This window comes from Stenotrophomonas genospecies 5 (assembly GCF_054473825.1).
The window spans coordinates 858,200-882,469 of record NZ_JBTMUW010000001.1 but is presented as its reverse complement, the minus strand read 5'-3'; the positions used below and the strand labels follow the sequence as shown (position 1 = coordinate 882,469).

Below are 24,270 nucleotides of genomic sequence, written 5' to 3'. Positions count from 1 at the left end.
GAACCCGCGGTGGCTGCGGTCACCGCCCACGCCGATGGACACGTCCCCCGTGCATAGTCCCAGCCCCATCGTCACCGGCCCGCGCGAGTTCGAGTTCGCCGACCGCGATTTCCGCCGTGTCTGCGACCTGATCTACCAGCGGGTAGGCATCGCCCTCGCGCCCGCCAAGCGCGACATGGTCTATGGCCGCCTGTCGCGTCGCCTGCGCACACTCGGCATGCGCAGCTTCCAGCAGTACCTCGATCATCTGGAACAGGAGGGCGGTGACGAATGGCAGGCGTTCACCAACGCCCTGACCACCAACCTCACCTCCTTTTTCCGTGAGCCCCACCATTTCGACAAGCTGCGCGAGGAACTGCGGCAGCGCTCCGGCCACGCCCCGCTGCTGCTGTGGTCCTGCGCCGCGTCCACCGGCGAGGAACCCTACTCCATGGCGATCACCGCGTGCGAGGCGTTCGGCAGCCTGAAGCCGCCGGTCCGCATCATCGCCACCGATGTCGACACACAGGTCCTGGCCACCGCAGGCCGTGGCGTGTACGCCATCGACCGCGTCGCCAGCCTCGATCCGGAGCTCCGCCGACGGTATTTCCAGCGTGGCAGTGGCCCCAACGAGGGCCAGTGCCGGGTGCTGCCCGCACTGCGCGACCTGATCGAGTTCCGCCCGCTGAATCTTCTTGCCCCGCGCTACGACGTTGGCGGCCCGTTCGATGCGCTGTTCTGCCGCAACGTGATGATCTATTTCGACAAGCCGACCCAACGCGCCATCCTTGGCCGGCTGGTGCAGCATCTCACCGATGACGGACTGCTCTACACCGGCCACTCGGAGAACTACCTGCACGCGGCCGATCTGATCCAGCCCTGTGGCCGCACCCTGTACCGACGCGCGCAGGGGGCCGGGGCATGAACGCCTCGCTGCGCACCGACGAGGTGATGCGCTACCAGGACGCGCGCTTCCAGACCCTCGCCGCCAAGCTGTTGCCGACCCAGTACCTGGTGGTCGACGACACCACTGCGCTGACCACCACGCTGGGCTCCTGCGTGGCTGCGTGTCTGCGCGATCCGGTGCTGAAGATAGGCGGCATGAACCATTTCCTGCTGCCGGAAGGCAATGCCGGTGACGGCGCGCCTGCACGCTACGGCAGCTATGCGATGGAGCTTCTCATCAACGACATGCTCAAGCGCGGCGCGCACCGCAAGCGCCTGGAAGCCAAGGTGTTCGGCGGCGCCAACGTGCTCAAGGGTTTCACCAGCAATCCAGTAGGAACCCGCAACGCCGAGTTCGTGCGCCAGTACCTGCAGGCCGAGCACATTCCGATCATCGCTGAAGATCTGTGCGGCATCCATCCACGCAAGATCTGGTTCTTTGCCGATACCGGGCGCGTGGTCGTGCAGCGCCTGCCACATGCCCACGAAGCGGAAGTGGCCGCCACCGAATCGGCAGTGCGTGCCCGTCTGTCCAGGGCCCCGGTCACCGGTGGCGTGGAGCTGTTCGAATGACCCTGACCGGCAACGCCCCCTGCCGGGTGCTGATCGTGGACGACTCCGCCGTCGTGCGGCAGATGCTGACCGAAATCCTCTCCAGCGATCCGGCCATCGACGTGGTCGGCACCGCCGCCGATCCGCTGCTGGCACGCGAGAAGATCAAGCGCCTCGCCCCGGACGTGATCACCCTGGATGTAGAAATGCCGCGCATGGACGGGCTGGCCTTCCTGGAAAACCTGATGCGCCTGCATCCCTTGCCGGTGGTGATGATCTCTTCGCTGACCGAGCGGGGGGCCGACACGACCCTGCAGGCGCTGGCACTGGGTGCCGTGGATTTCGTTTCCAAGCCGAAGCTCGATGTGGCGCGCGGACTGCAGGGCTATGCCGAGGAGATCATCGGCAAGGTGAAGATGGCCGCACGCTCGCGGGTGCGGCCGCTGCTGCGGGCTGCGGCACCGAAACTCACCCTGGATGCGGCACCGGCATCGCGCCCGGTGGCACCACAGTTCCGCACCACCGACCGCCTGATCGCGATCGGTTCGTCAGCCGGTGGCACCGAAGCCCTGCGCGTGGTGCTGGAAGGCCTGCCCGCCGATGCACCGGCGGTGGTGATGACCCAGCACCTGCCGGCCAGCTTCAGCAGCGCCTTCGCCGAACGCCTGGACCGGCATTCGGCCATGGCCGTGCGCGAGGCCAGCGACGGCGAAGCCGTGCTGCCCGGCCATGCCTATCTGCCGCCGGGCGGCAGGCACCTGCGGATCATCCGCGATGGTGCGCGCTGGCGTTGCCGCGTCGATGACGGCCCAGCCGTGAACCGGCACAAGCCTGCGGTCGATGTGCTGTTCCGTTCGGTGGCCCAGAGTGCCGGCGGCAATGCCATCGGCGCCATTCTCACCGGCATGGGCGATGACGGCGCGCGCGGCCTGCTGGAAATGCGCCAGGCAGGCGCTCCGACGCTGGTGCAGGATGAAGCCACCAGTGTGGTCTGGGGCATGCCCGGCGCCGCGTTCAAGCTCGGCGCGGCCGAGGAACAGGTGCCGCTGGAACGGATCGCCGAGCGCCTGCTCGCCCTCGCCCGCGGGCAGTAGCGACGAACGCACGCTCCGCACTGCATGAAAAAACCCCCGGCTTTCGCCGGGGGTTTTCGTTTCAACGCATCAGGCGGCGACCGTATTGGCCACGTCCTGGTACTCCTCGATCTGGTCGAAGTTCATGTAGCGGTAGATCTCGCTGCCGCTGGCGGCGATCACGCCGACGTCGGCCATGTACTCTTCCTTGGTCGGGATGCGGCCCAGACGCGAGCAGATCGCGGCCAGCTCGGCCGAACCCAGGTACACGTTGGTGTTGCGGCCCAGACGGTTCGGGAAGTTGCGGGTCGAGGTCGACATCGCGGTGGAGCCTTCGCGGATCTGGGCCTGGTTGCCCATGCACAGCGAGCAGCCCGGCATTTCCATGCGCGCGCCGGTCGCACCGAAGGTGCCGTAAACGCCTTCCTTGGTCAGCTCGGAGGCGTCCATCTTGGTCGGCGGGGCCACCCACAGACGGGTCGGCAGGTCACGCTTGCCTTCCAGCAGCTTCGCGGCCGCACGGAAGTGACCGATGTTGGTCATGCACGAACCGATGAACACTTCGTCGATCTTGGCGCCGGCTACCTCGGACAGGGTCTTCACGTCGTCCGGATCATTCGGGCAGGCCACGATCGGCTCGTGGATGTCGGCCAGGTCGATCTCGATGACAGCAGCGTACTCGGCGTCGGCGTCCGGCTCCAGCAGCTGCGGGTTGGCCAGCCAGGCCTCCATCTTCTCGATGCGACGCTGCAGCGAACGCGGATCCTGGTAACCCTCGGCAATCATCCACTTCAGCAGGGTGATGTTGCTGGTCAGGTACTCGATGATCGGTTCCTTGTTCAGGCGGACCGAGCAACCGGCGGCGGAGCGCTCGGCCGAGGCGTCGGAGAGCTCGAACGCCTGCTCGACCTTCAGCTCCGGCAGGCCTTCGATTTCCAGGATGCGGCCGGAGAAGATGTTCTTCTTGCCAGCCTTGGCAACCGTCAGCAGGCCCGACTTGATCGCGTACAGCGGAATCGCGTTGACCAGGTCACGCAGGGTCACGCCCGGCTGCATCTGGCCCTTGAAGCGCACCAGCACCGATTCCGGCATGTCCAGCGGCATCACGCCGGTGGCGGCGGCGAAGGCCACCAGGCCCGAGCCGGCCGGGAACGAAATGCCCACCGGGAAACGGGTGTGCGAGTCGCCGCCGGTGCCGACGGTGTCGGGCAGCAGCATGCGGTTGAGCCAGCTGTGGATCACGCCGTCGCCCGGACGCAGCGAGATGCCACCGCGGGTGGAGATGAACTCCGGCAGCGTGTGGTGGGTCTTCACGTCCACCGGCTTCGGGTACGCGGCGGTGTGGCAGAACGACTGCATGACCAGGTCGGCCGAGAAGCCCAGGCAGGCCAGATCCTTCAGCTCGTCACGGGTCATCGGACCGGTGGTGTCCTGCGAGCCCACCGAGGTCATCTTCGGTTCGCAGTAGGTACCCGGGCGCATGCCCTGGCCTTCCGGCAGACCGCAGGCGCGGCCGACCATCTTCTGCGCCAGCGAGAAACCCTTGCCGGTGTCGGCCGGCTGCACCGGCAGGCGGAACAGGGTGGTCGGGGCCAGGCCCAGCGCTTCGCGCGCCTTGCCGGTCAGGCCACGGCCGACGATCAGCGGAATCCGGCCGCCGGCACGCACTTCGTCGAACAGCACTTCGGACTTCACTTCGAACTCGGCGATCACTTCGCCGTTCTTCAGTGCCTTGCCGTCATACGGACGCAGCTCGACAACGTCGCCGTGCTCCATCTTCGAGACATCCAGCTCGATCGGCAGCGCGCCGGCATCTTCCATGGTGTTGTAGAAGATCGGGGCAATCTTGCCGCCCAGGCACACGCCACCGGCGCGCTTGTTGGGGATGTAGGGGATGTCGTCGCCGGTCCACCACAGAACGCTGTTGGTCGCCGACTTGCGCGAAGAGCCGGTGCCGACCACGTCGCCGACGTAGGCCACCAGGTGACCCTTTTCCTTCAGCGACAGGATCTGCTGGATCGGACCGCGCTTGCCGTCTTCTTCCGGAGTGAACGGCGCGTCATCGCGCTTGTTCTTCAGCATCGCCAGGGCGTGCATCGGAATGTCAGGACGGGTGGTGGCGTCCGGCGCCGGCGACAGGTCGTCGGTGTTGGTTTCGCCCGGCACCTTGAACACGGTGATGGTCAGGCTCTGCGGCACTTCCGGCTTGCTGGTGAACCACTCGGCGTCGGCCCAGCTCTGCAGCACGGCCTGGGCATTGGCATTGCCGGCCTTGGCCTTGTCCTGCACGTCGTGGAACGCATCGAACACCAGCAGGGTGTTCTTCAGGCCGTCGGCGGCGATGGTGCCGACGCTGGCGTCGTCCAGCAGCTGCACCAGCGGGGCCACGTTGTAACCGCCCAGCATGGTGCCCAGCAGCTCGGTGGCGCGCTCGCGGCTGATCAGCGGGTTCTGCTCGCTGCCCAGCGCGATCGCGGCCAGGTACGAGGCCTTGACCTTGGCGGCGTCGTCCACGCCGGCCGGCACACGGTGGGTCAGCAGGTCGAGCAGGAACTCGGCCTCGCCCGCCGGCGGGTTCTTCAACAGTTCAATGACGTCTGCCGTCTGCTGGGCGGTCAGCGGCAGCGGCGGGATGCCAAGCGCGGCGCGCTCGGCTACGTGGTGGCGATAGGCTTCCAACATGACAACTCCCGGGTAATGCGGTTATGGAACAGTGAAAGGAATGCAACGGGCTCAGGCGTGCGGCACGATCAGCTTCAGGCCCTTGAAGTAGTCGCGGTAAAACGTGTCGTTCCAGGTGATGAGCCCGTCGCACTGCAGCAGTGCATGGGCCCCCACCATGAAGTCGTCCAGGCTGCGGCGCTGGGTACCACGCTGGCGGTGGCGGCGATGCATCTCGCCGGCGCGCAATGCCGATTTGGCTTCCAGCGCGTTGAAGTGGACGCCCATCTCTTCCAGCGCTTCCAGCACCTCGGCCCCGCCACGCAGGCTGGCGCAGACTTCGGCCAGGGTCGCCCCGCACACCACCACCTTGCCGCCGACCAGGCTCTGCCGCAGGCAGGCCTCGACGGCGTCGGCCTGCGGGCCATTGCTCAGCAGTTCGACCAGCACAGGGGAATCGACGGCGATCATCACGGCTTAGTCCTCGTCGCGCACCGCGCGTACGGCGGCGTCGGCGGAATCAAAGCCGTCCAGCGCGAACTTGCCGCGCGCCCGTGAAATCGCGTCGTCGACACTTTTGCGCAGAATGATGCGGCTGCCGTCCAGTTCGACCTTGAGCTGGGTGCCCTTGGTCAGGCCCAGGGCGTCACGCACAGCCTTGGGCAGGGTGATCTGACCGCGTTCGGCGACAGTGGCTTCCATGGGTAGGCCCTCTTCGGTATGTACGAATTATACATACTCAAGGCGTCATACCGCCAGCCGCCCCCCCTTACGGCAATGCCGGCACGTGGCCGGCATTGTCCGTTCAGCTTGATGCCTTCACTCAGAACGCAACCTGCAGCCGGGTATTGACCGTCGTGCCCTCGTCCTTGCCGCGCACCGCACCGGTGGGGTTGTCGGTCTGCCAGCGGATCACGTCGAGCATCACCCGGCTGTAGTCGTTGAGATACCAGTTGGCACCCACCGTCCACGCATGTCCGGTGCCGCCGGTCGGCAGTTCCGAGTAGTCCACGTCTTCGTAGCGCGCACGCAGCTCCCATGCGCCCCGCCCGCCACGGGTGACCGGATCGGCCACCTTGACCCGGCCCCAGGTGCCGGTCTTGCCCGAGTACGCCGGGCTGGCCCCGCCAAGGAACCAGCCGGCGGAAATCGCCCAGGCCTGGTGATCGAGGTCGTAACGGCCGCTGGCATCGGCGCCGCGCAGGTTACGCGTGCCCCACTCGCCCGTGGCCCAGCCCTGGCCAAAGAAGCCCGCCGCCTCCACACCGTAGGCGGTGCTGCGATCGGTGCCGACCAGCGCGCCCGGCGTGATCTTGACCAGGTCGTTGAAGTGGCCGGCAATGGCGGAGCTGCGCAGCACGCCCGAGGAGCCTGCGGCGATCTCTTCGTGGAACGCCCACGCCCCCAGATGCACGGTCGCGGCCTTGCTGTCGATCGGGTTCCAGTGGACGCGGGTGGCCCAGGTCTGGCTGTCGTTGTTGTCACCGGCATTGTTGAGGTCGTTGCCGGCCACTGACAGGCTGGCGTGCCAGCCCTTTCCGTACACGCGCTCGGTGAGGCCGACGCCGAACAGGCCCCGCTGCGGCAGCATCAGCGTGCCCACCACGTTGCGGTCCGGGAACGGCGTGTTGGAGGTGCTGCTGGAGCCATCGATGCCGCGGTCGTTGAGGCGGTTGCCCACGGTGAGGTCGGCAGGCAGGCCGAACAGCCTGTGGTCCACAGTGGCATACACCGACTTCCACGCCACCTCGTTGTCAGCGAAGTCGCCCTCCACCACCCAGCCGAGCGTGCCGTAGCGGCCCTCCGCGCCCAGGCGCACCGAACGGATCTCGGTGCCGGAGATGTTGCGGTCGCTGCTGGACGAGCCGTCGGTGCTGGAGCCGTCCACGAACAGACGACCGCGCGGGCGGAAGATCACGTTGCCGTCAGCGCTGCTGAATTCCGGCGCGCCCTTCGACCACGACACCTTCGGCGCCTTGGACTGCTGGGTTTCCAGCGCCGCAACACGGGTTTCCAGGGCAGGCGCAGGAGGGGCAGCCGCCGCGTTGCCGGCGGTCGTACCGACGCCTTCCAGCGCATCCAGTCGCGACTGCAGTTGCTGGATCTGCTGCGCCTGCTGCTGCACCAGCGCGGCGAGTTCGGCCTGGCTCAGCGGGGCCGGCGGGGCCGTGGCGGACTGTGCTCCGGCATGGCCGCTGGCCAGCAGCAGGCCAAGGGCGACCGTCAGCGCTGCGCGCGGCAGCACGGGATGGCTATGCATGGTGTTCTCTCCAGCCAGCCGGCCCCCTGGCCTGGCGCTGGCCCGTTGCGATGATGCGGGGGAATTACGGAAGGGCGCGCCGCCGGATCATTCCAGCGGCGCGCCAGACAGGCTCAGCTGGTGGCCTGGGCCTGGGCGTTTGGACGCCAGGTGATGAGCTTGTTCTCGACCACGTCGAGCAGTGCATCGATGACCAGCACGAAGGCGGCCAGGATGATGATGCCGGCGAACACGCCCACGGCATTGAAGTTGCCTTCTGCCTGCGCGATCAGGTAACCCAGGCCCGCCGAGGCACCCAGATATTCGCCGATGATCGCGCCGACCACGGCAAAGCCCACCGAGGTGCGCAGCGAGGACAGGATCCAGCTCGCCGCCGCCGGGAAGTACACGTGACGCAGCAGGTCACTGCGGCTGGCACCGAGAATGCGGGCATTGGCCAGCACCACCGGGTTCACTTCGCGCACGCCCTGCATGGCATTGAAGAACGTGGTGAAGAACACCAGCGTCACCGCCAGTGCCACCTTCGACCACAGCCCCAGGCCCAGCCACAGCACGAAGATCGGCGCCAGCACCACGCGCGGGATGGCATTGAAGCCCTTGATGAAGGGATCGAGGATGCGCGCCGAGCGCCGGCTCAGGCCCAGCCACACACCGCCTGCAACGCCCAGCCCGGTACCGATGAGGTAGCCCAGCGCGGTTTCGGTCAGGGTGATGTACACGTGCTGGTAGAACGAGGTATCCGACAACCAGTTCCACGCCTGCTGGGCGATGGCCGTGGGCGCGGGGAAGAAGAACGGGTCGATCCAGCCCAGCGCGATGCCGCCCTCCCAGCCACCGAACACGGCGATGACCAGTGCGATCTGGATGAAACGGTCAGTCCTGGCGTGCATAGCTCTTCTCCACTTCGCCGCGCAGGCAGGCCCAGATGTCGCGGTACAGGTCGGTAAAACGTTCGTCGAGCTTGATCTCGGCAACGTTGCGGGGGCGTTCCAGGTCCACATCGAAGCTCCGCACCACGCGGCTTGACGGACCCGAGGACAGCACCACCACGCGGTCGCCCAGCGCGATGGCCTCTTCCAGGTCGTGGGTGATCAGGATCACCGAGCGACGGTCTTCCTGCCACAGGCGCAGCAGTTCGTTCTGCATCAGATGGCGGGTGTGGATGTCCAATGCCGAGAACGGCTCGTCCATCAGGATCACCTTGGGCTCCACGATCAGTGCCTGTGCCATCTGCACGCGCTTGCGCTGGCCGCCGGAGAGCTGGTGCGGATAGCGGTGCTCGAAGCCGGTCAAGCCGACCTTGGCCAACCAGGTGGTGACCTTCTGCCGGCGCTCGGCTTCATCGACGCCGCGGAACTTCAGGCCCAGTTCCACGTTCTGGAAGGCGGTCTTCCACGGCAGCAGCGCGTCCTGCTGGAACAGGTAGCCGACGGACGCCTGCACGCCATTGACGGCGCGTCCGTCGATGCTCACGTCACCGGCGCTGGGCTTGAGCAGGCCCGCCACGGAATTGAGGATGGTGCTCTTGCCGCACCCGGTGGGACCGACGATGGCGAGGAACTCGCCATCACCGACCTGGATATCGACATCGCGCACGGCGGTGAAGTCACCGAAGGACATGGTCACCTTGTTGATGGCGACCATGGTCTGTGCGGGCTCCAGCTGCGGCGCGCCATTGAACTGGCGCACGGTGGCATTGAGGGCCATGGGTTATCTCCGCTTACGGTTGGGTTGCCTGCGTCGCGGCGCTGGCGCGCTCGACGAAGGCATTGGTGTAGGTCCGGGACAGGTCGATGTCCGCGTTGGCCACGTCCTTGTTGAACTCGCGCAGCACCTTCAACGGCGTTTCCAGGTCCGCGGGCGTGAAGTGGCCATCGGTGGTGAAGATGGCGCGGGCGTTCTCCACGGCGCGCGCGTAGGTGGCGCGGTCGCCGGAGACGTAGCTGTCCGGCAGCGCAGCGACGATGTCCTCGGCACTGTTGTCGGCGATGAACTTCAATGCCATCTGCTCGGCGCGGGCGATCTTCTCGGCTGCTTCAGGACGTGCCTCCAGGAAGCTGCGGTTGGCGTACATCACCGAGGTGGGATAGAGACCGCCGTACACCTGGCGTGCCCCCTCGTCGCTGCGCGCATCGATGATGATCCTGCCGACCTTGCGCTCGGTGATCAGGGTCGCGGCCGGATCGTAGTTGACCAGCAGGTCGATCTTGCCCTGCTCGAGCGCGGCTACCGCCGCCGCACCAGAACCCACGCCGATCAGCGAGATGCTGTCCACCGGGATGTCGTGCTGGGCCAGGAAGTGGCGCACGAAGAAGTCCGATGACGAACCCGGGGCGGTAATGCCGATCTTCTGGCCCTTGATGGTCTGCGGGCGCGCCGGATCGAAGCTGGCATCCTCGCGGCCGGCCATCACCAGGCCCGAATTGCGTGACAGCAGCACGAAGCCGACCACGTCCTTGTGCTTGGCCTGCATCTGGATGGTGTGGTCGTAGAAGCCGACCGCCACGTCGGTCGAATTGGCGACCAGGGCCTGCAGCACCTTGGAGCCGCCCTGCGCGAAGTTCTCGGTCTTCACCTGCAGGCCGACGTCCTTGAAGTAGCCCTTGGCGTCGGCGATGAAGAACGGCAGGTTGTTGAGATTGTAGGAACCGACGCTGATCCGCACCGGCGCATTGTCGCCGCCGGGCGCCGAGGCCCCGCTGGCATCGTCTTTGCCGCAACCGGACACGGCCAGGCTCGCCGCGCACAGCGCGGCCATGAAGAACTGCTTGTACATCATCCCTCCCAGGAGTGAAGCATCTGCGTTGTAGTGGCCTGGCCACGCGCATCTGCGCGGCCCCGACCGGTTTCAGGTCATGCCGCTGAGGTCCATTGGCGGGCTTCGGTGGAATGGGTTTCGGCAGTGGCAGGCGAAGTCGCGAACACGCGCCCTTCGAACAGGCGGCGCGCGGTACGGACCACGCTGGCAACGACCGGCGCATCGTCCGAGCTGCGGCTCAGGCCCACTTCCAGCAGGCCGCTCGGATGTTCGAGGGTAATGCTGCCCGGCATCGGCAGGCATCCGACGAAAGTGTTGGCCAGGGTGCCGGGCGTGACTGCGGCGGTGGCCAGACCGACCGCGCCGGTGATGGCAAGCGCGGTGTGGCATTGGTGGGGCATGAAGTAGCGCACCTGCAGGTCGCCGCCCTGCTGCGGTGCGGAAAGCAGCACTGGCTTGGGAATCACCTTGCTGCCCGCGTCTGCGATGCCCATGCGCGTACCCGCCTCGATGCGCATCGCTTCCAACCGCGCCAGCAGCGCATGATCCGCGTTCAGTTCCGCCGGCGAGGCGTCACCGCGGACACCCATATCGGCCGCGCGCACCATCATCATCGGCATCGCGCAATCCACCAGGCTGACGGCGATGCCGTCGATCATATCCTGCGGCCGCCCACTGGGCAGCAGCCGGCCGGTACGTGCACCGGCCGCATCGAGGAAGGCCAGGCGGACCGGCGCGGCAGCGCCAGGCGCGCCCGCGATACGCGTGTCGCCCCGATAGGCCACCTGGCCGTTCGGGGTTTCCACCGTGGCCACGATCAGCTTGCCGGTGTTGACGTTGTGGATGCGCACTTCGGTGCGCGGGTGGCGCGCAGGAACCAGTCCGCGTTCGATCGCGAAGGGACCGACCGCCGCCAGCATGTTGCCGCAGTTGGGGGTGGTATCCACCACCCGCTGCTCGACCCGGACCTGCGCGAACAGATAGTCGACATCGGCATCGGCGCGGCTGGCGGGGCTGACGATCGCCACCTTGCTGGTCAGCGCATTGCCACCGCCGATGCCATCGATCTGCAGCGGATGGCCCGAGCCCATCACCTCCAGCAGCAGCTGGTCACGCAGGCCGGCGTCGGCCGGCAGGTCCGAGGCCAGGAAGAACGGCCCCTTGGACGTGCCGCCACGCATGAGGACGCAGGGGATACTGAGCAGATCGTTCGACATACGTGTGCTAGATTGATGCGTATAGTGGATGAATGACCCCTCTGTGATTCGATACTGGCATGAGCCGGATTGATCTGTGAATTGCTGATTTTTGGATGATTGATACCGTATGAGCATCAATTGCGAAATCCTCGATCTGCGCGCGTTCCTGCTCGTCGCCGAGACGCGCAGCTTCCATCGCGCCGCTGAAACCCTGCACGTCTCGCAGCCCGCGCTCAGCCGCCGGATCCAGAAGCTGGAGCAGGCCGTCGGCTCACCGCTGCTCGAACGCACCACCCGCAGCGTCAGCACCACCGCGGTCGGCGAGAACCTGCTGCCGCTGGTACGGCGCATGCTGGAGGAATTCGATGGTTCGCTGTTCTCGCTGCGCGGGCACGACGACACGCGCGGCGCCACGGTCACCATCGCCTGCCTGCCCACCGCGGCGTTCTACTTCCTGCCCAGTGTCATGGCACGCTTCCACGACGCGCATCCGCACGTCCGCTTCCGCATCCTCGACATTCCCGCCACCGAGGGGTTGCAGGCAGTGGAACGCGGCGAAGTGGAGTTCGGCATCAATTTCATGGGTGCCAACGATCCCAACCTGGATTTCGATGTACTGGCCGAGGACCCGTTCGTGCTGGCCTGCCGCCGCGATCATCCGCTGGCCCGCAAGCGCCGCGTGGAATGGGCCGATCTTGCCCAGCACCAGCTGATCACCGTGCATCGCACCAGTGGCAACCGGACCCTGCTCGATGGCGCCCTCGCCCGTGAGAACCTGAAGCTGAGCTGGCATTACGAAGTGACCCACCTGTCCACCTCCCTGGGCATGGTCGAGGCCGGGATCGGCGTGTCGGTGCTGCCGAAGATGGCTACCCCGGACGGCGACCATCCCATCCTGGTGACCCGGCCGATCGGCAATCCGGTGGTCTCGCGCACCATCGGCATCGTGCGCCGCCGTGGTGCCCTGCTCTCGCCCACGGCCGAACGCTTCCTGCAGATGCTGATGAGCCAGTGGCGGGGCAAGCCGTGACATCGGCACTACATACAGCCATGTAACCTTGCGTCCTGCGCCGAGGACGTTCCCGGCCGCGCCGGCTCCGCCATACTGGCGGGGATCCGGTGGCGGAGAGCCCCGGCATACGCAAGCAGGTCCGTCCATGCACGGGCCACTGCAAGCCATCCGCAAGAAGGAGTCATCCCGCATGAGCGATTCGTTCTCCACCCGCAGCCAGCTGGACGTCGGCGGCAAGACCTACGACTACTTCAGCCTGCCCACACTGGGCCAGCGCTTCGACATCTCCCACCTTCCCTACTCGATGAAGATCCTGCTGGAGAATCTGCTCCGGCACGAAGACGGCGGCGTCACCGTCGGCAAGGAGCACATCGAGGCCGTTGCCCGCTGGAGCCCGGCGGCCGAGCCGGACACCGAAATCGCCTTCATGCCCGCGCGCGTGGTCCTGCAGGACTTCACCGGCGTACCGTGTGTCGTCGATCTGGCCGCCATGCGCGATGCGGTGGTCAAGCTGGGCGGCAAGCCGGAACAGATCAACCCGCAGATCCCTTCGGAACTGGTGATCGACCATTCGGTACAGGTCGATGTGTTCGGCAAGCCGGACGCGCTCGATCTCAATGGCAAGATCGAATTCCAGCGCAACCAGGAACGCTACGGGTTCCTGCGCTGGGGCCAGAAGGCGTTCGACAACTTCAAGGTGGTGCCGCCCAACACCGGCATCGTCCACCAGGTGAACCTGGAGAACCTGGCCCGCGTGGTGATGACCGCGGACAAGGATGGCAGGGCCGTGGCCTACCCGGACACCGTGTTCGGTACTGACAGCCACACCACGATGATCAACGGCATCGGCGTGCTTGGCTGGGGCGTGGGCGGCATCGAAGCCGAAGCGGCCATGCTGGGCCAGCCGTCGTCGATGCTGATCCCGCAGGTGGTCGGCTTCAAGCTCACCGGCCGGCTGCCTGAGGGCGCCACCGCCACCGACCTGGTGCTGACCGTCACCCAGATGCTGCGCAAGCTGGGCGTGGTCGGCAAGTTCGTCGAATTCTATGGCGATGGCCTGCAGCACCTGCCACTGGCCGACCGCGCCACGATCGGCAACATGGCACCGGAATACGGCGCCACCTGCGGCATCTTCCCGATCGACGCCGAATCACTGAACTACCTGCGCCTGTCCGGTCGCAGCGAAGAACAGATCGAACTGGTCGAGGCCTACGCCAAGGCGCAGGGCCTGTGGCACGAACCGGACAGCCCCCATGCCCAGTACAGCACCACGCTGGAGCTGGACATGGGCACGGTGAAGCCGTCGCTGGCCGGACCGAAGCGCCCGCAGGACCGCGTGCTGCTGGAAGACGTGCAGAAGAACTACCGCGAAGCGCTGGTCGGCCTGACCAGCAACCGCGACAAGCGCAGCGACGATGTGGCCTCCTTCCTCAACGAGGGCGGCGGCACCGCGGTCGGCAACGAACAGCTGGCCAAGGGCTTCGCCGACATCGAGATCGAAGGCCGGAAGGTCCGCCTGAAGGATGGCGCGGTGGTCATCGCCGCGATCACCTCCTGTACCAACACGTCCAACCCGGCGGTGATGATCGGTGCCGGCCTGCTGGCGCGCAACGCGGCGGCCAAGGGCCTGGATCGCAAGCCCTGGGTGAAGACTTCGCTGGGCCCAGGCTCGCGCGTGGTCACCGACTATCTGGAAAAGGCCGGGGTGCTGAAGGAGCTGGAGAAGATCGGCTTCTACGTGGTCGGCTACGGCTGCACCACCTGCATCGGCAACTCCGGCCCGCTGCCGACCGAGGTCAGTGCCGGCATCGCCGCCGGTGACCTGGTGGTGACCTCCGTGCTGTCGGGCAACCGTAATTTCGAAGGCCGCGTGCATCCCGAAGTGAAGATGAACTACCTGGCCAGCCCGCCACTGGTGGTCGCCTACGCCATCGCCGGCACCACCGACATCGATCTGACCACCCAGCCGCTGGGCACCGGCAGCGACGGCCAGCCGGTCTACCTGCGCGACATCTGGCCGAGCAACAAGGAAATCGGCGATGTCATCGCCGCCACCATCGGCCCGGAGATGTTCAAGCAGAACTACGCCGACGTGTTCAAGGGCGATACGCGCTGGAACACCATCGCCTCGCCGGACGGCAATCTGTACGAGTGGAGCGATGACTCCACCTACATCAAGAACCCACCGTACTTCGATGGCATGACCATGCAGACCGGCAGCATCGACGACGTGCATGGCGCGCGTGTGATGGGTCTGTTCGGCGACTCGATCACCACCGACCATATCTCGCCGGCCGGCAACATCAAGAAGGATTCGCCTGCGGGGCGTTACCTGCAGGCCCGGGGCGTGCAGCCCGCCGACTTCAACAGCTACGGCAGCCGCCGCGGCAATGATGACGTGATGGTCCGCGGCACCTTCGCCAACATCCGCATCAAGAACCTGATGTTCGGCGGCGAGGAGGGTGGCAACACCCTGTACTACCCGGCCGGCGGTGGTCAGCCGGAGAAGCTGGCGATCTACGACGCGGCGATGAAGTACAAGGCCGACAAGGTGCCGCTGGTCGTGCTGGCCGGGAAGGAGTACGGCACCGGTTCGTCGCGCGACTGGGCCGCCAAGGGCACCCTGCTGCTGGGCGTGAAGGCGGTCATCGCCGAGAGCTTCGAGCGCATCCACCGCTCCAACCTGGTCGGCATGGGCGTGCTGCCGCTGCAGTTCCGCAATGGTGAGAACGCGCAGTCGCTGGGGCTGGATGGCTCGGAAGTCATCGATATCACCGGCCTGGAAGACGGTGCCAGCAAGCGCGCCGCGGTCACCGCGACCCGGGCCGATGGCACGCAGAAGCGCTTCGAGGTGTCGGTGATGCTGCTGACACCGAAGGAAGTGGAATACTTCCGCCATGGTGGCCTGCTGCAGTACGTGCTGCGTCAGCTGGCTGCCCGCTGACCCGGCGCGCGGCATCCGGCGGGCGGAAGCCCGGCCCCGGCGTCACCGCCGGGGCGCTGCGGAGGCGCGCGAACCGGTGGTTCGCAACCGCGCCTCCTCGCCCACCACGGCGGCCTGCTGCAGTACGTGCTGCGTCAGCGTCAGCTGGCTGCCCACTGACCCGGCGCGCGGCATCCGGCGGGCGGAAGCCCGGCCCCGGCGTTACCGCCGGGGCCGAATCGCCCATGAATCATATTTTTGATATTTTTCACCATTCATGCAATTTGCATGAAACAGGCGTAAGGTGATCGCACAGGTCCCCTGGAGCACCGCCATGCTGCACGCCCCCGTCCGCTTCGACCCGATCAACGAGCTGACCCACACCACCGCCTCGTCGGTGAAGGAACATTGGCGCAAGGTCATGCAGGAAGTGCGCGACCAGCACATGGTGGTGGTCACCAATCACAACGAACCGCAGGCGGTGATCGTTTCCATCGAGCAGTACCGCGCGCTGCAGGCCAAGGTCGAAGCGCTGGAAAGCTCGCTGGAGGAACTGCGTGGGCAGGACCCGGCCCTGGCGGATCTGCGTGCCGGCTTCGACCAGCGCCTGGCGGTGCTGCAGCACGCCCAGGCCGGTGATGCCGCACGCGCGCTGCTGCGTCGCCCTGCCCGCCTGAAGGGCCAGGTCAAGGCGGGCACGGGCCACTGATGCCACGCCCGTTCCTGTATGTGCTTGCCGGCGTCAATGGCGCCGGCAAGAGTTCGGTGGGTGGCCACGTGCTGCGCGAAGCCGGCCTGGAATGGTTCAACCCCGATACGTTCGCCCGCGGGCTGCGCGAGCGGGCCGGCCTGGACGCCATGGAGGCCAATGCCGAAGCCTGGCAGGAGGGTGTCAACCGTATCCGCGACGCCCTGGATCACGCCCGCAACCATGCCTTCGAGACCACGCTGGGGGGCAACTCCATCACCGCCCTGCTGCGTGAGGCCAGCCGCACCCATGACGTGCTGATGTGGTTCTGTGGACTGTCCAGCCCGGAGCAGCACATCGCCCGGGTACGCGCACGGGTGCAGGCCGGTGGCCACCCCATTTCCGAAGTCGACATCCGCCGCCGCTGGCCGCTGGCGCAGCAGAACCTGATCGGGCTGATGCCGGTGCTGGCGCAGCTGCAGGTCTACGACAACAGCGCCGACGCCGCGCCGGGCGAGGCCGTGCCCGATCCACAGCTGCTGCTGCAGATGGAGGACGGCCACCTGCAATGGCCGGCCGCCGATGACCTGCAGCAGCTGCAGCGCACGCCCCCATGGGCGACAGCTCTGCTGGAAGCCGCCCTGCGCCTGTAATGCCAAGGGCCGGCAGTGCGCTCAGCGCCGCGGCGCGTCCGGATCGGTGCGCAATGCGCGCAGCAGGCCCAGCATGTAGAACGCCAGGGTGAACGAGAACGGTAGACCGCACAGGACCACGGCCGTCTGCATCGCGCTGAAGTTGCCCGCCAGCAGCAGGCCGATGCTGGCCACGGTGATGCCCACCGCCCAGAACACGCGCAGCCAGATCGGCGCATCGTGACCATCCTCCACCCCGTCGTCGACACGGCGGGTGCACAGGTTGGCGATCATCAGCGTGCCCGAATCGACCGGGGTCAGGAACAGTACGAAACCGATCACCACTGCGGCACCGGCTACATAGGGTGCGCCGGGCAGGTACTCCAGCAGCTTGAACAGGGTCATCGCTGCATCGTGCTGCGCCACCTGCCCCAGCACCGCCTGGCCATGGTTGAGCACCAGGTCGATGGCGGTGTTGCCGAAGATCGACAGCCACGCCAGCGTGAAGCCGAGCGGTATCAACAGCACGCCCATCACTACCTCGCGGATGGTGCGGCCGCGCGAGATGCGTGCCACGAACAGGCCCACGAACGGCGCCCAGGCGATCCACCACGCCCAGTAGAACAGCGTCCAGGAACCCATCCAGGCGCGGCCCTGCGGATCGTTGAGATACATGTCGAAGCTCTTGCGCACGAATGCGCCGAGATAGTCGCCCGTGTTCTGCACCAGGCCATCGAACAGATGCAGGGTCGGGCCGGTAACCAGCACGAACAGCAACAGCGCGCACAACAGGCGCACGTTGAGGTTGGACAGCCAGGCGATGCCCTTCTCGACCCCCGCCACTACGCCGATGGTGGCCACCACCATCATCACCAGCACGATCGCGACCAGCACCTGCGGTGTGTCCGGGATGTGGAACAGATAGACCAGGCCGGACTGCACCACCAGCGCACCGATGCCGAGATTGGTGACCATGGAGATCAGCGTGGCGAGAATGCCGAAGCCATCGACCATGTCGCCGATGCGGCCATGGATGCGCTCACCGAAGATCGGATACAGCGCCGAGCGCAATGCCAGCGGCAGGTTGCGGCGATAGGCGAAATAGCCCAGCGCCACCCCGACCAGCGCGTACAGCGCCCAGCCATGCAGGCCCCAGTGCAGGAAGGTCAGCACCATCGCCTCGCGCCCGGCCGCCACCGTGCCGCCCGGCTGGCCCGGCGGGTTGAGGAAATGGTCCAGCGGCTCATAGGCACCGTAGTACAGCAGTGCGATACCGATACCCGCCGAGAACAGCATCGACACCCACGCGACGTAGCCGAAGGCCGGCGATTCCTCGTTGTGGCCCAGGCGGATACGGCCATAGGGCGAGAACGCCAGCCACAGCACGAATCCCAGGCACAGCACGACCAGCAGCATGTACCACGCGCCGAACGCAGCCGAGACCTCGGCCTGCGCCCATTGCAGCCAGTGCTCGCTGGCATCGGGATAGAGGACGGTGAGCAGCCCGAGAATGCCGATCGACACCGAGGAGCTGAGGAAGACAAAGCGGTTCAAGCGCAGGGGCGAGCGCTTGGGGTGAGCCTGGGAAGACATGGGATCGTCTCATCAGTCCGAAGGAGCACATGGGCGGGGCCGGACCGGGAAACCGGGCCCATGGCGTGGGGCGCGAGCGCATCCTAGGGTTTATTGATTGAACGTTCAATCAATAAAAAGCATAATGATGGCCAACCCGACGCCTCGGGTCGCAATCCGTGGAGAGACAATGCCGAAGAAGGGCGTGGAGCCGGTCCGTCGCGAACAGTTGATCCGGGCCACTTTCCAGACCATCGACGAAATGGGCATGGCCGATGCCACCGTCGCCACCATCGCCAGAAAGGCCGGGCTGTCCAGCGGCATCGTCGCCCATTACTTCGGCGACAAGGACGGCCTGCTCAACGCTGCGATGCGGCAGATCCTGCGCGAACTGCGGGACGCGGTCGCCCGCTGCCGGGCCGGGGTCGGCGACGATCCCCGCGACCAGCTGCGCGCCATCGTCGATGGCAACTTCGATGACAGCCAGATCAATGGCACCGCGATGCGTGTCTGGCTCACCTTCTGGGCCGCGAGCATGCACCAGCCGGAACTGGCGCGCCTGCAGCATGCCAACGACCAGCGCCTGTTCTCCAACCTGTGCCACCAGTTCAACCGCGTGCTGCCACGCCCACAGGCACGCCTCGCCGCCCGCGGCCTGGCCGCGATGATCGATGGCCTCTGGCTGCGCGGCAGCCTGGTCGGCGGCGCCTTCGATGCTGACAAGGCCCGACGCATCGCCTACGGCTACATCGACTTCCAGTTGCAGGCCGACGCGCTATAAGCGCTTTCAGCTTCCCGCCCCCTTTCGAGGAGTACGCCCCATGACCACCCTGCCCGTCCAACAGCTCTACATCCATGGCCGCCGGGTCGATGCCACCAGCGGCAAGACCTTCGCCACGGTCAACCCCGCCACCGGTGAGGTCATCGCCGAGGTGCAGGTCGCCAGCCAGGCCGACGTCGAACGCGCCGTCGAAAGCGCCACCGAAGGCCAGAAGGCATGGGCGGCAATGACCGCCATGGAACGTTCGCGCATCCTGCGCCGCGCCGTGGAGATCCTGCGCGAGCGCAATGACGAACTGGCCCGCCTGGAAACGCTCGATACCGGCAAGGCGCTGGCGGAAACCACCACGGTGGACATCGTCACCGGCGCCGATGTGCTGGAGTATTACGCCGGCCTGGCGACCGCCATCGAAGGCATCCAGCTGCCGCTGCGCGAATCCAGCTTCTTCTACACCCGCCGTGAACCGCTGGGCGTGGTCGCCGGCATCGGTGCCTGGAACTACCCGATCCAGATCGCCCTGTGGAAGTCGGCGCCGGCGCTGGCCGCCGGCAATGCGATGGTGTTCAAGCCGTCCGAGGTCACGCCGCTGACCGCCATCCGGCTTGCCGAGATCTACACCGAAGCCGGCGTGCCGGCCGGCGTGTTCAATGTCGTGCAGGGCCCCGGTCGCGAAATCGGCAACTGGCTCACCGAACATCCGGTGATCGAGAAGATCTCCTTCACCGGCGGCGTGGCCACCGGCAAGAAGGTGATGGCTGCAGCCGCCTCCTCCTCGCTGAAGGAAGTGACCATGGAACTGGGCGGCAAATCGCCGCTGGTGATCTGCGATGACGCCGATCTCGACCGCGCCGCCGACATCGCGGTGATGGCCAATTTCTTCAGCTCCGGCCAGGTGTGCACCAATGGCACCCGCGTGTTTGTGCCGCGCGGCATGCTGGCCGCGTTCGAGGCCGCCGTGGTCGAGCGCGTCAAGCGCATCCGCATCGGCGATCCGATGGCCGCGGACACCAACTTCGGCCCGCTGACCAGCTTCCCGCACATGGAGAACGTGCTGCGCTACATCGAAACCGGCAAGACCGAAGGCGCGCGCCTGCTGATCGGCGGCGGCCGTGCCACCGACGGCACGCTGGCCCAGGGCGCCTATGTGCTGCCGACCGTGTTCTCCGACTGCCGCGACGACATGACCATCGTCAAGGAAGAGATCTTCGGGCCGGTCATGAGCATCCTTGCCTATGACAGCGAAGATGAAGTGGTCCGCCGCGCCAACGACACCACCTTCGGCCTCGCCGCCGGCGTGGTCAGCAAGGACATCAGCCGCGCCCACCGCATCATCCATCGCCTGGAAGCCGGCATCTGCTGGATCAACACCTGGGGCGAATCGCCAGCCGAAATGCCGGTGGGTGGCTACAAGGAGTCCGGTGTCGGCCGCGAGAACGGCCTCTCGACCCTGGGCCACTACACCCGCATCAAGTCGGTGCAGGTCGAACTGGGCGACTACGCCAGCGTGTTCTGAGCCGCGCCCCTCGTCCGGCCACCGCGCCGATCCGACATTCCGCCGGGACGCCTGTTTGCAGCGTGTCCCGGCCTGAAGGAGAACAACCATGAGCACCCATAACGAGTACGACTACATCATCATCGGCGCCGGTTCGGCCGGCAACGTGCTGGCCACCCGCCTGACCGAAGATGCCGATGTGAGCGTACTGCTGCTGGAAGCGGGTGGCCCGGACTACCGGCTCGACTTCCGCACCCAGATGCCGGCGGCGCTGGCGTTTCCGCTGCAGGGCAAGCGCTACAACTGGGCCTACAAGACCGATCCAGAGCCCTTCATGAACAACCGCCGCATGGACTGCGGCCGTGGCAAAGGCCTGGGCGGTTCGTCGCTGATCAACGGCATGTGCTACATCCGCGGCAACGCGATGGACTACGACAACTGGGCGAGCATGCCCGGCCTGGACGACTGGACCTATCTGGACTGCCTGCCCTACTTCCGCAAGGCCGAGACCCGCGACATCGGCCCCAACGATTACCACGGGGGCGATGGCCCGCTGCGGGTGACCACCCCCAAGGCCGGCAACAACGAACTGTTCGCAGCCATGGTTGAAGCCGGCGTGCAGGCAGGCTATCCGCGCACCGATGACCTCAACGGCTACCAGCAGGAAGGCTTCGGCCCGATGGACCGCACGGTCACGCCGAAGGGCCGCCGCTCCAGCACCGCCCGCGGCTATCTGGATCTGGCCAGGCCGCGCCCGAACCTGACCATCGTCACCCACGCGCTGACCGACCGCATCCTGTTCTCCGGCAAGCGCGCGGTGGGTGTGCAGTGGCTGCGCAACGACCAGCCGCAGCGTGCCACTGCCCGCCGCGAGGTGCTGTTGTGCGGCGGCGCCATCGCCTCGCCACAGATCCTGCAGCGCTCCGGCGTGGGCCCGGCCGATCTGCTGCGCAGCCTCGACATCGACCTGGTGCATCACCTGCCGGGCGTCGGCGCCAATCTGCAGGATCACCTGGAGATGTATCTCCAGTACGAATGCAAGAAGCCGGTCTCGCTGGCGCCGGCGCTGAAGCTGTACAACCAGCCGGCAATCGGCGCTGAATGGCTGTTCCTGGGCACCGGTATCGGCGCCAGCAACCAGTTCGAGGCCGGCGGCTTCATCCGCAGCGATGCCGAGTTCGACTGGCCCAACCTGCAGTATCACTTCCTGCCGGTGGCCATCAACTACAACGGGTCCAATCCGATCAAGGCACACAGCTTCCAGATGCATGTCGGCTCGATGCGCTCGCCCAGCCGGGGCCGCATCCATGTCCGCTCCAAGGATCCGCGCGAGCATCCGAGCATCCTGTTCAACTACATGTCGCACGACCAGGACTGGCGCGAGTTCCGCGCGGCGATCCGCATCACCCGCGAGATCTTCGCGCAGCCGGCACTGGCTCCATACAGCGGCCGCGAGATTTCGCCGGGCAGTGCACTGCAGACCGATGCGCAGATCGACGCGTTCGTCCGTGAGCATGCTGAAACGGCATACCACCCGTCCTGCTCCAACAAGATGGGCCACGCCGATGATCCGATGGCGGTGGTGGACGGCCAGGGCCGCGTGCATGGTCTGGAGGCCCTGCGCATCGTCGACGCCTCGATCATGCCGCAGGTGGTGACCGGCAATCTCAACGCGCCGACCATCATGATCGCCGAAAAGCTCGCCGACGTGATCCGCGGCCGTGCGCCGCTGCCCCGCAGCACCGCGCCCTACTACAAGGCCAATGGTGCGCCGGTGCGCAGGCAGGGCTGAGCACCGCACGCACCCTGAAACACCCGCCGGGCATGGCCCAGCGCTGCCAGTTCGGTGGCGCGGGGCCATGCCCGGCGGCATTTGACGCGATCGCACAGGCCGTCGCGCGATGCCCTCTTCGCGTTTCCCCTACGGCGGGGTATGCTGCAATGACCGGCCGCTGTCAGTACGCTCAGGGTCGGACCCAACAATCACGATTCCTGGAGGGGGAATATGAGTCTGGATCGTCCCTGGCTGCAGAGCTATCCGAAAGGCGTTCCCGCCGAGATCGACGTCAACGAATTCCATTCGGTAGCCTCCGTCTTCGACGCCTCCGTCGCCAAGTACCGCGACCGCCCCGCCTACTCCAGTTTCGGCAAGGTCCTCACCTATGGCGAGACCGATGCGCTGGTTGACCAGTTCGCGGCCTACCTGCTGGGTGAGCTCAAGCTCAAGAAGGGCGACCGCGTCGCCCTGATGATGCCCAACTGCCTGCAGTACCCGGTCGCCACCTTCGGCGTGCTGCGTGCGGGCCTGACCGTGGTCAACGTCAACCCGCTGTATACCGCACGCGAACTCAAGCACCAGCTGGTCGACGCCGGCGCCTCGGTGCTGGTGGTGGTCGACAACTTCGGCGATACCGTCCAGCAGGTCATCGCCGACACGCCGGTCAGGCAGGTGGTCACCACCGGCCTGGGCGATCTGCTCGGCGCGAAGGGCGCGATCGTCAACTTCGTGCTGAAGTACGTCAAGAAGATGGTGCCCAACTATCACGTGAAGGGCGCCATCCGCTTCAAGCAGGCACTCAAGCTCGGCAGCCGCCACACCCTGCCCGAGGTCGAGATCGACCACGACGACGTGGCGTTCCTGCAGTACACCGGCGGCACCACCGGCGTGGCCAAGGGCGCGATGCTGACCAACCGCAACCTGATCGCCAACATGCAGCAGGCCTCGGCATGGCTGTCGACCTCCGGCATCGAGCCGGGCAAGGAAGTGATCATCACCGCGCTGCCGCTGTACCACATCTTCGCGTTGACCGCGAACGGTCTGGTCTTCATGAAGTTCGGCGGCTGCAATCACCTGATCACCAATCCGCGCGACATGAAGGGCTTCGTCAAGGAGCTCAAGGGCACGCGCTTCACCGCCATCACCGGCGTCAACACGCTGTTCAACGGTCTGCTCAATACGCCCGGTTTCGATGAGATCGATTTCTCGTCGGTGAAGTTCACCCTGGGCGGCGGCATGGCGGTGCAGCGCGCTGTGGCCGAGCGCTGGAAGAAGGTTACCGGGGTGACGTTGGTCGAGGCCTACGGCCTGACCGAAACCTCGCCGGCCGCCTGCATCAACCCGCTTACCCTGCCGGAGTACAACGGCTCCATCGGCCTGCCGATCCCGTCCACCGATGCGTGCATCAAGGACGACAACGGCAACATCCTGCCGCTGGGTGAGGTGGGCGAGCTGTGCATCAAGGGCCCGCAGGTGATGAAGGGCTACTGGCAGCGCCCCGAAGAGACCGCCCAGGCGATCGACAGTGACGGCTGGCTGCATACCGGCGACATGGCGAGGATGGATGAACGGGGCTTCTTCTACATCGTCGACCGCAAGAAGGACATGATCCTGGTGTCCGGCTTCAATGTGTATCCGAACGAGGTCGAAGACGTCATCGCGATGATGCCCGGCGTGCTGGAAGTGGCCGCGGTCGGCGTGCCGGACGAGAAGTCCGGCGAAGTGGTCAAGGTGGTGATCGTGAAGAAGGATCCGAACCTGACCGCCGAAATGGTCAAGGAGCATGCCCGGGCAAATCTGACCGGTTACAAGCACCCGCGCATCGTGGAGTTCCGCAAGGAACTGCCGAAGACCAATGTCGGCAAGATCCTCCGTCGCGAGCTGCGCGATACGCCCGCGCAGTAAGGGTTTCCACGGTTCGACGCAGATCAGGGCCCCGCCGGCGACGGCGGGGCCCTTTTCGTTG

At 66.3% G+C, this 24,270-nt stretch carries 20 protein-coding genes; 11 read left to right on the top strand and 9 right to left on the bottom strand.

Going from position 1 to position 24,270, the window contains the following annotated elements:
- The first annotated feature begins 34 nt into the window (after positions 1-34).
- Genes ACX9OW_RS04145 through ACX9OW_RS04135 form a run of 3 tightly spaced genes read left to right on the top strand, consistent with a single transcriptional unit; the run spans position 35 to position 2,570 of the window.
- The gene (locus ACX9OW_RS04145) at positions 35-904 is read left to right on the top strand and encodes a CheR family methyltransferase (protein ID WP_065182661.1); all 870 of its coding nucleotides are present in this window, start codon (positions 35-37) and stop codon (positions 902-904) included.
- The gene (cheD, locus tag ACX9OW_RS04140) at positions 901-1,497 is read left to right on the top strand and encodes a chemoreceptor glutamine deamidase CheD (RefSeq protein ID WP_053519995.1); all 597 of its coding nucleotides are present in this window, start codon (positions 901-903) and stop codon (positions 1,495-1,497) included. Before ACX9OW_RS04145 ends, cheD begins: the two co-directional genes overlap by 4 nt.
- Positions 1,494-2,570, top strand: coding sequence for a protein-glutamate methylesterase/protein-glutamine glutaminase (locus ACX9OW_RS04135; protein ID WP_111186102.1), 1,077 nt, complete (start codon positions 1,494-1,496; stop codon positions 2,568-2,570). The genes cheD and ACX9OW_RS04135 overlap by 4 nt, the downstream gene beginning before the upstream one ends.
- Positions 2,571-2,639: 69 nt before the next feature.
- On the opposite strand, the gene acnB is transcribed toward ACX9OW_RS04135, so the two are convergent.
- The 8 genes from acnB to ACX9OW_RS04095 all read right to left on the bottom strand — a co-directional run bounded on the left by acnB (position 2,640) and on the right by ACX9OW_RS04095 (position 11,445).
- Positions 2,640-5,231, bottom strand: a complete 2,592-nt coding sequence (acnB, locus tag ACX9OW_RS04130) for a bifunctional aconitate hydratase 2/2-methylisocitrate dehydratase (RefSeq protein ID WP_053519994.1) — start codon at positions 5,229-5,231, stop codon at positions 2,640-2,642.
- 51 nt (positions 5,232-5,282) lie between these two features.
- A complete protein-coding gene (locus ACX9OW_RS04125; protein WP_053519993.1) occupies positions 5,283-5,681 on the bottom strand; it encodes a type II toxin-antitoxin system VapC family toxin in 399 nt (132 codons plus the stop codon).
- Between the two features lie 6 nt (positions 5,682-5,687).
- Positions 5,688-5,912 (bottom strand): AbrB/MazE/SpoVT family DNA-binding domain-containing protein, encoded by a 225-nt coding sequence (locus ACX9OW_RS04120; RefSeq protein WP_053519992.1) that lies wholly within the window; start codon positions 5,910-5,912, stop codon positions 5,688-5,690.
- A gap of 121 nt (positions 5,913-6,033) precedes the next feature.
- Positions 6,034-7,470 (bottom strand): OprO/OprP family phosphate-selective porin, encoded by a 1,437-nt coding sequence (locus tag ACX9OW_RS04115; RefSeq protein ID WP_279942283.1) that lies wholly within the window; start codon positions 7,468-7,470, stop codon positions 6,034-6,036.
- 113 nt (positions 7,471-7,583) lie between these two features.
- Complete coding sequence (locus tag ACX9OW_RS04110; RefSeq protein WP_053519990.1) at positions 7,584-8,360, bottom strand: ABC transporter permease; 777 nt, start codon at positions 8,358-8,360, stop codon at positions 7,584-7,586.
- Positions 8,344-9,177 carry an ABC transporter ATP-binding protein gene (locus ACX9OW_RS04105; protein ID WP_053519989.1) on the bottom strand — a complete coding sequence of 278 codons (834 nt, stop codon included), beginning with the start codon at positions 9,175-9,177 and terminating at the stop codon, positions 8,344-8,346. Before ACX9OW_RS04105 ends, ACX9OW_RS04110 begins: the two co-directional genes overlap by 17 nt.
- A 13-nt stretch (positions 9,178-9,190) precedes the next feature.
- Positions 9,191-10,246 carry an ABC transporter substrate-binding protein gene (locus ACX9OW_RS04100; protein WP_053519997.1) on the bottom strand — a complete coding sequence of 352 codons (1,056 nt, stop codon included), beginning with the start codon at positions 10,244-10,246 and terminating at the stop codon, positions 9,191-9,193.
- A 77-nt stretch (positions 10,247-10,323) separates the two neighbouring features.
- The gene (locus ACX9OW_RS04095) at positions 10,324-11,445 is read right to left on the bottom strand and encodes a 4-oxalomesaconate tautomerase (protein ID WP_164152603.1); all 1,122 of its coding nucleotides are present in this window, start codon (positions 11,443-11,445) and stop codon (positions 10,324-10,326) included.
- Positions 11,446-11,554: 109 nt separating this feature from the next.
- On the opposite strand from ACX9OW_RS04095, the gene ACX9OW_RS04090 reads away from it, so the two are divergent.
- The 4 genes from ACX9OW_RS04090 to ACX9OW_RS04075 all read left to right on the top strand — a co-directional run bounded on the left by ACX9OW_RS04090 (position 11,555) and on the right by ACX9OW_RS04075 (position 16,703).
- Positions 11,555-12,457, top strand: a complete 903-nt coding sequence (locus ACX9OW_RS04090) for a LysR family transcriptional regulator (RefSeq protein ID WP_053519987.1) — start codon at positions 11,555-11,557, stop codon at positions 12,455-12,457.
- 172 nt (positions 12,458-12,629) lie between these two features.
- Positions 12,630-15,383 (top strand): aconitate hydratase AcnA, encoded by a 2,754-nt coding sequence (gene acnA / locus ACX9OW_RS04085; protein WP_193396855.1) that lies wholly within the window; start codon positions 12,630-12,632, stop codon positions 15,381-15,383.
- Between the two features lie 313 nt (positions 15,384-15,696).
- The gene (locus ACX9OW_RS04080; RefSeq protein WP_053520391.1) at positions 15,697-16,071 is read left to right on the top strand and encodes a type II toxin-antitoxin system Phd/YefM family antitoxin; all 375 of its coding nucleotides are present in this window, start codon (positions 15,697-15,699) and stop codon (positions 16,069-16,071) included.
- A complete protein-coding gene (locus ACX9OW_RS04075; protein ID WP_065175621.1) occupies positions 16,071-16,703 on the top strand; it encodes an AAA family ATPase in 633 nt (210 codons plus the stop codon). Before ACX9OW_RS04080 ends, ACX9OW_RS04075 begins: the two co-directional genes overlap by 1 nt.
- A gap of 21 nt (positions 16,704-16,724) precedes the next feature.
- Here the strand turns inward: ACX9OW_RS04075 and ACX9OW_RS04070 are convergent, their stop codons facing one another.
- Positions 16,725-18,275, bottom strand: a complete 1,551-nt coding sequence (locus ACX9OW_RS04070; RefSeq protein ID WP_111186107.1) for a BCCT family transporter — start codon at positions 18,273-18,275, stop codon at positions 16,725-16,727.
- A gap of 169 nt (positions 18,276-18,444) precedes the next feature.
- Between ACX9OW_RS04070 and betI the strand changes: the two genes are divergently transcribed.
- The 4 genes from betI to ACX9OW_RS04050 all read left to right on the top strand — a co-directional run bounded on the left by betI (position 18,445) and on the right by ACX9OW_RS04050 (position 24,209).
- On the top strand, positions 18,445-19,035 hold the full coding sequence (gene betI / locus ACX9OW_RS04065; RefSeq protein ID WP_053520388.1) for a transcriptional regulator BetI: 591 nt from the start codon (positions 18,445-18,447) through the stop codon (positions 19,033-19,035).
- Between the two features lie 40 nt (positions 19,036-19,075).
- On the top strand, positions 19,076-20,548 hold the full coding sequence (betB, locus tag ACX9OW_RS04060) for a betaine-aldehyde dehydrogenase (RefSeq protein WP_279942281.1): 1,473 nt from the start codon (positions 19,076-19,078) through the stop codon (positions 20,546-20,548).
- Between the two features lie 88 nt (positions 20,549-20,636).
- A complete protein-coding gene (gene betA / locus ACX9OW_RS04055) occupies positions 20,637-22,319 on the top strand; it encodes a choline dehydrogenase (protein ID WP_053520386.1) in 1,683 nt (560 codons plus the stop codon).
- 213 nt (positions 22,320-22,532) lie between these two features.
- Positions 22,533-24,209 carry a long-chain fatty acid--CoA ligase gene (locus ACX9OW_RS04050; protein ID WP_279942280.1) on the top strand — a complete coding sequence of 559 codons (1,677 nt, stop codon included), beginning with the start codon at positions 22,533-22,535 and terminating at the stop codon, positions 24,207-24,209.
- The last annotated feature ends 61 nt before the right edge of the window (positions 24,210-24,270 follow it).